The sequence below is a fragment of the Streptomyces niveiscabiei genome (assembly GCF_001419795.1).
Classification (GTDB): domain Bacteria; phylum Actinomycetota; class Actinomycetes; order Streptomycetales; family Streptomycetaceae; genus Streptomyces; species Streptomyces niveiscabiei.
The window spans coordinates 1-10,030 of sequence record NZ_LIRL01000588.1; the positions used below are offsets into that span (position 1 = coordinate 1).

8 protein-coding genes are annotated in these 10,030 nt (G+C 69.9%); 5 read left to right on the forward strand and 3 right to left on the reverse strand.

From position 1 onward, the window contains the following. Positions 1-2,299 (forward strand): hypothetical protein (locus AOK24_RS27145; protein WP_055722690.1); only part of this gene is annotated, 2,299 nt, incomplete at its 5' end. 152 nt (positions 2,300-2,451) lie between these two features. After that, on the forward strand, positions 2,452-3,243 hold the full coding sequence (locus AOK24_RS27150) for a hypothetical protein (protein ID WP_055722691.1): 792 nt from the start codon (positions 2,452-2,454) through the stop codon (positions 3,241-3,243). Positions 3,244-3,334: 91 nt separating this feature from the next. On the opposite strand, the gene AOK24_RS27155 is transcribed toward AOK24_RS27150, so the two are convergent. Continuing rightward, positions 3,335-5,716: a cation-translocating P-type ATPase gene (locus tag AOK24_RS27155; protein ID WP_055722692.1), complete on the reverse strand. Its 2,382-nt coding sequence runs from the start codon at positions 5,714-5,716 to the stop codon at positions 3,335-3,337. A gap of 113 nt (positions 5,717-5,829) precedes the next feature. Continuing rightward, positions 5,830-6,096, reverse strand: a complete 267-nt coding sequence (locus tag AOK24_RS27160; protein ID WP_055722693.1) for a DUF2530 domain-containing protein — start codon at positions 6,094-6,096, stop codon at positions 5,830-5,832. A gap of 117 nt (positions 6,097-6,213) precedes the next feature. Here AOK24_RS27160 and AOK24_RS27165 point away from each other — a divergent pair, with 117 nt between their 5' ends. Then, the gene (locus tag AOK24_RS27165) at positions 6,214-7,620 is read left to right on the forward strand and encodes an NCS2 family permease (protein WP_055722694.1); all 1,407 of its coding nucleotides are present in this window, start codon (positions 6,214-6,216) and stop codon (positions 7,618-7,620) included. 35 nt (positions 7,621-7,655) lie between these two features. Here the strand turns inward: AOK24_RS27165 and AOK24_RS27170 are convergent, their stop codons facing one another. After that, positions 7,656-7,838: a ribbon-helix-helix protein, CopG family gene (locus tag AOK24_RS27170; RefSeq protein WP_055722695.1), complete on the reverse strand. Its 183-nt coding sequence runs from the start codon at positions 7,836-7,838 to the stop codon at positions 7,656-7,658. A gap of 165 nt (positions 7,839-8,003) precedes the next feature. Between AOK24_RS27170 and AOK24_RS27175 the strand changes: the two genes are divergently transcribed. Both AOK24_RS27175 and AOK24_RS27180 read left to right on the forward strand, forming a co-directional pair. Beyond that, positions 8,004-8,441: a MarR family winged helix-turn-helix transcriptional regulator gene (locus AOK24_RS27175; RefSeq protein WP_055722696.1), complete on the forward strand. Its 438-nt coding sequence runs from the start codon at positions 8,004-8,006 to the stop codon at positions 8,439-8,441. 231 nt (positions 8,442-8,672) lie between these two features. Then, positions 8,673-9,968, forward strand: a complete 1,296-nt coding sequence (locus AOK24_RS27180; protein WP_055722697.1) for an MFS transporter — start codon at positions 8,673-8,675, stop codon at positions 9,966-9,968. The last annotated feature ends 62 nt before the right edge of the window (positions 9,969-10,030 follow it).

A 10,030-nucleotide genomic window follows, 5' to 3' on the forward strand; every position in this document is an offset into this window, starting at 1 on the left:
CACCCCCAGCGATGAACCTCTCGGCGTCCCCGCCCTCCTCATCGCCTCCTTCCCTCTCGACACCACCCGCCGCCACGCCGCACCCGGCCCCCTGACCGACTTCCTGGTCCAGCGCGCGGCCGACACGTACGCCCAACTCCTCGCGGACTGGCGCCCCGTGGACACCGGCATCATCGACCTCGTCCCCGGCCCGCTCGGCAAGGGCGAGCTGGACGGGGCGCTCCGCCAGGCCGTGCTGGAGCGGCTGCCGCGCACCGCGTTCCTGCCGCCCGCCGCAGCACAGGGAGACCGACGAGGCGAGACGGCCGGACCGGCCTTCGGTGTCGCCGGGGACCTGTACACCGGAAGTGCTACCGACACCGCCGGCTCCGAGGTACTACCCCTGCCGGGGGACGACCTGGGAGCTACCCCCGAAGTACTCCTCCCCGAAGCCCTCCGCCCCCGCGACGCCGAGATCGTCGAAGGCGCCGGAGCCGACACCGTCCGCGTCCTCGCCGAAGTCCTCCCCACCCTCCTCCCCGCCGGACTGGAACGCCGCGTCGAACTGCGCACCCTCGGCGTCACCCGCGTCCCCCTCGCGGACGTGATCGACCGGCTCGCCGGGCTGGAGAAGGACCCCGACTGGTGGTACCGGCTGTACGACAGCCTCGCGGGCACCGACCCCGACCGCCTCTCCGGCCTGCCCGTCCCCCTCGCCGACGGCCGCACCACCATCGGCCCCCGCCAGATCCTCCTCCCCCTCCCCGACACGGCGACCGGCACCGACCCGGAGGTCCTCGCCCGCCTCGGCCTCAAGGTCGCGCATGAGGACGCCGCGCACCCCCTGCTGGAGAAGCTCGGCGCGCTCCCGGCGACACCCCGGGCCGTCCTGACAACTCCCCAGGTCCGCGCGGCCGTCGCCGCCTCCCTGGACGACGACGGCGGCGCCTGGGACGAAGACGCCCCGGACGCCGAGGAGTTGGCGGACACCGTGCTCGCCCTCGTCCGCGCGGCGGGCCTCGAACCCGGCGACGAACCCTGGCTCGGCGCCCTCGCGCTGCCCGACGAGGATGGCGAACTCGTCCCCGCCGGTGAACTCGTCCTGCCCGGCAGCCCGTTCGCCTCCGTCATCCGCGCCGACGAACTCGCCGAGGTCGACCACGAGTTGGCGGAGAAGTGGGGCGAACAGCCCCTCACCGCCTGCGGCGTGCTCGCGAACTTCGCCCTCGTCCGCGCCACCGACGTCGTCCTCGACCCCGACGAACTGGAGCCCCGCGAGGGCGACTTCGCCGAACCCGACGACGCGGGCCTGCTGGACGCCGTCGACGTCTGGGCCGAGGACATCCTCGACCGCTTCCCCGACTCGCCGGTCCCCCCGGTCGCCACGGAACTCGTCGCCGTCCGCGACCTGGACCTCGTGGACGACGACAAGTGGCCCCAGGCACTGGCCCTGCTGGCACAGCCGCCGCTGCGCGACGCCCTGGTCCAGCCGCTGCGGATCCTGCTGCCCGACGGCACCCACGAGGTCGTACGGCCGTACACCGCCTGGTGGTTGAGGGGGCACCCGGTCCTCGACGGCCGCCGCCCGGCGGGCCTGCTCGCGGCGGGCGGCGACCCGCTGCTGCACGGGCTGTACGACGAGGCCGACGCGACCGGCTTCGACGACGAACAGGTGTTGCGCGCCCTGGGAGTCCGCACGTCCGTGTCCGCGCTCCTCGAAGAGCCCGGCGGCGCCGCCGAACTCCTGGAACGCCTCGCCGACCCGGACCGCGAGGTCACCCCGGCCCAACTCCACGGCCTCTACGGCGCCTTGGCCGACCTCGATCCCGAACAGGTCACGCTGCCGGACGACTTGAGGGCCGTGGTCGACGGCTCGGTGGACGTCGTGGACGCGGCCGACGCCGTCGTCGTCGACTCCCCGGACCTCCTCCCCTTCACCGACGGCACCCCCCTGCTGCCCGTACGCCCCACCAGGGCAGCCGAGTTGGCGGAACTCTTCCAGGTGCGCCGCCTCAGCGAGTCCGTCACCGGCGGGGTCGACTCCGAGGGAGCCGAACACGACGTACCCGACTCCGTGGCCGTGCTCCTCGGCCCCCGTACCCCCAAGTCGTACGTGGAACACGACGAGTTGATCGTCGACGGCGTCGAGATCGACTGGCGGCTCACCGACGACGGTGTCCTGCACGCGTCGACCCTCGAAGGCGTCGCCGCCGGGCTCGCGTGGGCGGCGGGGCAGTGGCCGCGGCGGTTCGAGGTGGCGGCGCTGCTGGAGGACCCGTCCAGGACGGGGGAGTTGGCGCGGGACCGCTGGTTCGACTGAGGGGTGGACCCGTAGACCTTGAGAGGGATCGGGCTGTTCAGGGTAAAGGTTTCACCAAATGCCCTTACATCCGTACAACTGTTCCCAAGGGCTACGGGTCTCACGCGTGAGTCAACAGACTCCCTGAACATTCATCCCACTGGGGAACGCACATGCGCATACGCGCCACTGCCACCGCTGCCGTCGTCCTGGGCACCGTGGCTCTCTCGGCCCTCGCCGCTCCCGCCGCGCAGGCCGCTCCGGCCGCCGGTCCGAAGGTGACCTTCTCCAACGTCAAGATCGGCAAGACCCTCGTGGTCGGCGCCTCCGGCCGGGCCTCCTTCCCCGTCACGTACACCGTGACCAAGCCGGCGAGCCTGAGCGCCAAGTCGTTCGCGAGCGGCCCGGCGATCTACCGCGGCGCCACGATCGCCAAGCCGTCGGACCTGTTCGTCAGCGAGAACCCCGGCACCTGCAAGGCGCCCTCCGCGACGGTCCTGAACTGCACGGCCTCTCTGGTCTTCAACGTCACCGACGGCGACCTCATCAACTCCGAGTCCGGTGCCTGGAAGGTCGGCGGCGTCGCCGTCAACGTGTCCAAGGACGGCCTGACCTGGCAGGGCGACCTCGGCTCCACCAAGCTCCTGCGCCAGGCGAAGCTCACCACCGACGCCGCCCCGGAGCCGGTGAAGAAGGGCCGGACCATCACGGTCAAGGGCACCCTCACCCGCGCCAACTGGGAGACCAACAAGTACGCCGGTTACGGCGCGCAGACGGTCCAGCTCCAGTACAAGAAGGCCGGCGCCAAGACCTGGACGACCCTCAAGTCCGTCAAGACCACGGCCAAGGGCACCCTGAGCACCACGGTCAAGGCGACCGCCGACGGGTACTACCGGTACAACTTCGTGGCTACGTCGACGACGGGCGCGGTCGCCTCGGCGGCCGACTACGTCGACGTCCGCTGACCTCGGGTACTACCTCCTGAGAGTTACGCCTCCTGAGACACACAAGAGCGCGGCACCCGGAAACAGGTGCCGCGCTCTCCTTACCCAGGGCCTAGTCCGCGAACCGCCGGTCCACCCACCGCCACACGACCTCCAGCACCGCCGACGCCGCCACGGCGATCCCCACCGCGATCCACGGCATCGTCGTCCCCACCAGCTTCAGCGCGAAGAAGTGCTGGAGCCACGGCACGGCGAGCACGACGAGGAACGACAGCCCCATCGTCGCGACGAGCAGCACCCGCCACCACGTGTACGGCCGCGCCACGATCGCCAGCACCCACATCGACACCAGGAACAGCGTCAGCGTCGCCGCACTGGTCTCGGCGTCCAACGCGTCGGCCCCCGTGTAGTGGTGACGGGCGATCAGATACGACGCGAAGGTGGCCACCGCCGCGATCACCCCGCCGGGGATGGAGTACCGCATCACGCGCCGTACGAAGTGGGGCCGCGCCCGCTCCTTGTTGGGCGCAAGGGCGAGGAAGAAGGCGGGAGTTCCGATGGTCAGCGTGGACAGCAGGGTCAAGTGCCTCGGGAGGAAGGGGTATTCGACCTGCCAGCACACCACGAGCAGCGCGAGTAGCACCGAGTACACGGTCTTGACGAGGAACAGCGTCGCGACGCGGGTGATGTTCCCGATCACCCGGCGCCCCTCGGCGACGACCGAAGGCAGCGTCGCGAAGCTGTTGTTGAGGAGCACGATCTGCGCGACGGCCCGCGTCGCCTCGGACCCGGAGCCCATCGAGACGCCGATGTCCGCGTCCTTGAGGGCGAGGACGTCGTTGACCCCGTCACCGGTCATCGCGACGGTGTGCCCCCGGGACTGGAGCGCCGCGACCATCTCCCGCTTCTGCTGCGGAGTGACCCGCCCGAACACCGTGCCCTCGTCGAGCGCCTTGGCCATCTCCTCCTGGTCGGAGGGGAGTTGGCGCGCGTCCACGGCCTTGCCGGACAGGCCCAGCTTCCCGGCGACCGCACCGACGGACACCGCGTTGTCCCCGGAGATGACCTTCGCCCGCACGTTCTGGTCGGCGAAGTACCGCAGGGTCTCCGCCGCGTCGGGCCGCAGCCGCTGCTCCAGCACGACGAGGGCGGCCGGTTCGACGCCGGCGGCCACCTCGGGGTCGTCCAGATCGCGGGCCGTACGCGCCAACAGCAGGACGCGCAGGCCCTGTTCGTTGAGCCGCTCGGTCTCCGCGAGGGCGGGGGCGGTCGCCGGGAGCAGCACGTCCGGCGCCCCCAGCAGCCAGGTGCTCGACTCCCCGTCGGCCTCGCTGAAGCTCGCGCCGCTGTACTTGCGGGCGGAGGAGAAGGGCAGCGACTCGGTGCAGCGCCAGTCCTCCGCGTCGGGGTAGGCGTCGATGACCGCTTGCAGCGAGGCGTTGGGGCGGGGGTCCGACTCGCCCAGGGCGCCCAGGACTTGGCGTACGTACGACTCGCCGTGGCCGTCGAGGACGCGCAGCTCGGTGACGTCCATGCCGCCCTCGGTGAGGGTGCCGGTCTTGTCGAGGCAGACCGTGTCGACGCGGGCCAGGCCCTCGATCGCCGGCAACTCCTGGACGAGGCACTGCTGTCGGCCCAGCCGGATGACGCCGATCGCGAAGGCGACCGAGGTGAGCAGGACCAGGCCCTCGGGGACCATCGGGACGATGCCGCCGATCGTGCGGGCGACGGAGTCCTTGAAGTCGTTCTCCTTGACGACGAGTTGGGTGATGACGAGGCCGATCGCGGCCGGAATCATCATCCACGTCACGTACTTGAGGATCGTCGAGATGCCGGTGCGCAGTTCGGAGTGGACCAGCGTGAACCGCGAGGCTTCCTCAGCGAGTTGAGCGGCGTACGCCTCACGGCCCACCTTCGTCGCCCGGAACGCGCCGCCGCCCGCGACCACGAAACTCCCCGACATCACCTGGTCGCCGGGGCGTTTGACGACCGGGTCCGCCTCGCCGGTCAGCAGCGACTCGTCGATCTCCAGGCCGTCGGCCTCGACGCAGGCGCCGTCCACGACGATCTTGTCGCCGGGGCCTATCTCTATCAGGTCGTCCAGCACGATCTCCGAGGTGCCGACCTCGACCGCGGCACCGTCCCGCCGTACCGTCGGGCGCGCCTCGCCGATCACCGCGAGGGAGTCCAGGGTCTTCTTGGCCCGCCACTCCTGGATGATGCCGATCCCGGTGTTGGCGAGGATCACGAACCCGAACAGCCCGTCCTGGATGGGCGCCACGACCAGGGTGATCAGCCACAGGACGCCGATGATCGCGTTGAACCGGGTGAAGACGTTCGCCCGGACGATCTCCCCGAACGTACGACTGCTGCGGACCGGGACGTCGTTGACCTCGCCGCGCGCGACGCGCTCCGCGACCTCGGCGGTGGTCAGTCCGGACGCCGGGAGCGCCGGGGCGACTGGTACGGCGTCAGCCGCATCGGTGTGGGCCATGCCAACGACGGTACGTGTGGATCGCCCGGTTCACCCGCTGAGGGTGCCGAAGATCCGACTCGGGGAGGAGGGGCGTAGTGCCGTGGTTGTAGGGGGTGTCACCTACGGGGGTACTACGGGGCCTCCGACGCCTTCAGCGCCGCGTCCCGTTTGATCGCCGCGTCCCTGCGCCGGACGAACCAGATGCCGAACAGGCCGAGCCCGGCGCCCGCGAGGCAGGTCCACACCCACCAGAGATGGCCGTGCTCGTCGTACCACCCGTAGAAGGGGAGCTGTGCGAGGAAGAGGACGAACCACAGGATCGTGCCGCCGGTGATGGTCGCGACCACGGGGCCCTCCAGGGGCTCCGGCGCCTCGTGCTGGGGTGTCCACTTCGCCATGGGCCTTAGCTTACGAGGCGATTACATCTACGCGCGGAGATGGTTGTTTCCTTCCTCATATGTTCATACTGAAACCGATTACACGTGACCGCTTCTCTTCGTAGGAACCACCAAACGATGCCTACCCCGGCCCTCGGCGCCCTCGACCGCTATTTCCGGATCTCCGAACGCGGCAGCACGCTGTCCCGGGAGGTTCGAGGTGGTTTCGCCACTTTCTTCGCGATGGCGTACATCATCGTGCTCAATCCGATCATTCTCGGAAGCGCGAAGGACATGTACGGACATCAGCTGGACAACGGCCAGCTCGTCACCGCGACCTGCCTCACCGCCGCTTTCACGACACTGCTGATGGGTGTCATCGGCAACGTCCCGATCGCGCTCGCCGCGGGCCTCGGCGTCAACTCCGTCGTCGCGCTCCAGCTCGCGCCGCGGATGTCCTGGCCCGACGCGATGGGCATGGTCGTCCTCGCCGGTCTGATCGTCATGCTGCTGGTGGCGACCGGGCTGCGCGAGCGGGTCATGAACGCGGTGCCGTTCGGGCTGCGCAAGGCGATCTCGATCGGTATCGGCCTGTTCATCATGCTGATCGGGCTCGTCGACTCCGGCTTCGTCAGCCGTATCCCCGACGCCGCCCACACGACCGTGCCGCTCCAGCTCGGCACCGGCGGTCACCTCCTGGGGTGGCCGGTCCTGGTCTTCGTGCTCGGCGCGCTGCTCACCCTCGCCCTCATCGTCCGCAAGGTGCCGGGCGCGATCCTCATCTCCATCGTCGCCATGACCGTACTCGCGATGATCATCGAGGCGGTCGTACACGTGCAGTCCTGGGGTCTGACGACCCCGAAGTGGCCCGGTAACCCCGTAGCCACCCCCGACTTCGGGCTGATCGGGAAGGTCAGCCTGTTCGGCGGGTTCGGCGAGGTCGGCGTACTGACCGGGATCCTGTTCGTCTTCACCGTCCTGCTGTCCTGCTTCTTCGACGCCATGGGCACGATCATGGGTGTCTCGGACGAGGCGAAGCTGACCGACGCCTCGGGCCAGATGCCGGGGATCAACAAGGTCCTGTTCGTGGACGGCATCGCCGTCGCCGCCGGTGGCGCGTCCTCCTCCTCGGCCACCACCTGCTTCGTCGAGTCCACCGCCGGGGTCGGCGAGGGCGCGCGGACCGGCTTCGCGAACGTCGTCACCGGCGCGCTCTTCGCCGTCGCGCTGTTCCTCACGCCGGTCGCGACCATGGTCCCCTCGCAGGCCGCGACCCCGGCGCTGCTCGCGGTCGGGTTCCTGATCCTGGCGGGCTCGGTCAAGGACATCGACTGGGCCGACCACACCATCGCGATCCCGGCCTTCATCACGATGGTGATGATGCCGTTCACGTACTCCATCACCAACGGCATCGGCATGGGCTTCATCGCCTTCGCCGTCCTGCGCCTGGCCGCGGGGCGCGGGCGCGAGGTGCCGGTGGCCATGTACGTGGTGTCGGCTGTGTTCGCGTTCTACTACCTGATGCCGGCGCTGGGTCTCACCTGAGAGGTACCCGGGGACTACCTGAGGGGTAGCGCCCCTCAGGTGAGCCCGTAGAACTTCTCCGTCTCCTCGACGGCGGCCTGGAACCGCTCGTCGAAGTCATCGCGAACGAGCGTCCGGACGACATAGTCCTGGACGCTCATTCCTCTTCTGGCCGCGTGGTGCCGGAGCCGTTCGAGCAGTTCGTGGTCTATTCGCAGGCTGAGCACTGTGGTCCCCATGGGTACGAGGGTCGCGGGACGGTTCGGGGTGATGGGAGGGCTTCTGGGGCCCTGTCACCCGTTTGAGTGAAAAAGTGCTGTGGGGGCGCCCAGTGGTGGGTATCACGGGCGGATCGGTGCGTTCCGGCTGGTATTTAGCCAGGGTAATGAGTTAGGCTAAGAAACATGCCGGACCTCACCCACGACGACGATGCCGCCGCCGTGAACGACCTCAGATCAGCCGTGATGCGGCTCTCCCGCAGGTTGAAGCACCAGCGGGTGGACGAGTCGCTGAGCCCGACCGAGATGTCGGTGCTCGGGACGCTGTTCCGCTGCGGCAGCGCCACCCCCGGCGAGCTGGCGCGCAAGGAGCACGTCCAGCCGCCCTCCATGACCCGCATCGTGGCCCTCCTGGAGGCCAAGGGGCTGGTCAGCCTGGAGCCGCACCCCGAGGACCGGCGCCAGAAAGTGGTCACCCAGACCGAGCAGGCCGAATCCATGCTGGAGCAGAGCCGCCGCAAGCGGAACGCGTTCCTGGCCGGTCTGGCGGAAGAGCTCGACGACGACGAGTGGGCGAAGCTGAAGGCCGCCGCCCCCGTGCTGGAGAAGCTCGCGCATCTGTAGGCAGTCACAAGGAGGCGAACCCCTTTGAGTCCGGGACCCGGAGCAGACTCCGCACCCGCACCGATCCGCACGACCCCGGAGGGACCCCCGGGGGATACCCGTAGTACCCGTAGTACTTCAGGCGGCACCCGTAGTACCCGTAGTACTTCAGGCGGCACCCGTAGTACCCCTAGTACTTCCGAGGGACCGGAGCCGGCCGCGGACCCCGCGGAACCCGCCCGCAAGTCCTCGATGTTCAGCTCGCTGACGGTCCGCAACTACCGCCTCTTCTTCCTCGGCCAGGTCGTCTCCAACATCGGCACCTGGATGCAGCGCATCGCCCAGGACTGGCTCGTCCTCAGCCTCACCGGCTCCGCGACCGCCGTCGGCGTCACCACCGCGCTCCAGTTCCTGCCGATGCTGCTGTTCGGGCTGTACGGCGGTGTCCTCGTCGACCGCTTCCCCAAGCGCCCGACCCTGCTGGTCACGCAGACGTCGATGGGCGTCGCCGGCGTAGCGCTCGCCGCCCTGACCCTCTCCGGACACGTCCAGGTGTGGCACGTCTACGTCGCCGCCTTCGCCGTAGGACTCGCGACCGTCGTCGACAACCCGGCGCGCCAGTCCTTCGTCTCCGAGATGGTCGGCCCCGGCCAGTTGCAGAACGCGGTCAGCCTGAACTCCGCGAACTTCCAGTCCGCGCGGCTCGTCGGACCCGCCGTCGCCGGTCTGATGATCACCGGGGTCGGCACCGGCTGGGCGTTCCTCTTCAACGGGCTGTCCTTCGTCGCCCCCATCGCAGGGCTGCTGCTCATGCGCGGGCGCGAGCTGCACGCCGTCGAGCGCGCGCCGCGCGCCAAGGGGCAGTTGCGCGAGGGGCTGCGCTACGTCGCCGGGCGGCCCGACCTGATCTGGACGATCGCGCTCGTCGGGTTCATCGGCACGTTCGGGTTCAACTTCCCCGTCTACCTCTCCGCCTTCGCCGACGACGTCTTCCACGCGGGCGCCGGGTCCTACAGCCTCTTCAACACGCTGATGGCCGTCGGCTCGCTCGCGGGCGCGCTGCTCGCCGCGCGGCGGGGGACCTCGCGGATGCGGGTGCTGATCGGGGCGGCGGTCGCCTTCGGCGCGGTCGAGCTGGCCGCCGCGTTCGCGCCCTCGCTGTGGCTGTTCGCCCTGTTCATGGTGCCGATCGGCATGTTCGGCATGACCGTCAACGTCACGGCGAACACAGGCATCCAGATGTCTACCGACCCCGCCATGCGGGGGCGCGTCATGGCCCTCTACATGATGGTCTTCCTCGGCGGCTCGCCGGTGGGCGCGCCGATCGCCGGGTGGATCACCGACGCGTACGGGGTGCGGGCCGGCCTCGCCGTCGGGGGCGCGATCTCCCTGCTGGCCGCCGTCGCGATCGGGCTCGTGCTGACACGTGTCGGAGGGTTCCGGCTGTCCTTCGGGTGGCACGGGGGGCATCCGCGGGTGCGGTTCGTGCCACGGGGTTCGGCGGAGGAAGAGGCCGGCGCCGAGGCGGGGTTGGCTCGGGCGGCGTAACTCTGGGGGTGTAACTCCGGGTGCGTACGGGGGGCAGGGGTACCGAGGTAGTGGTACGGGGG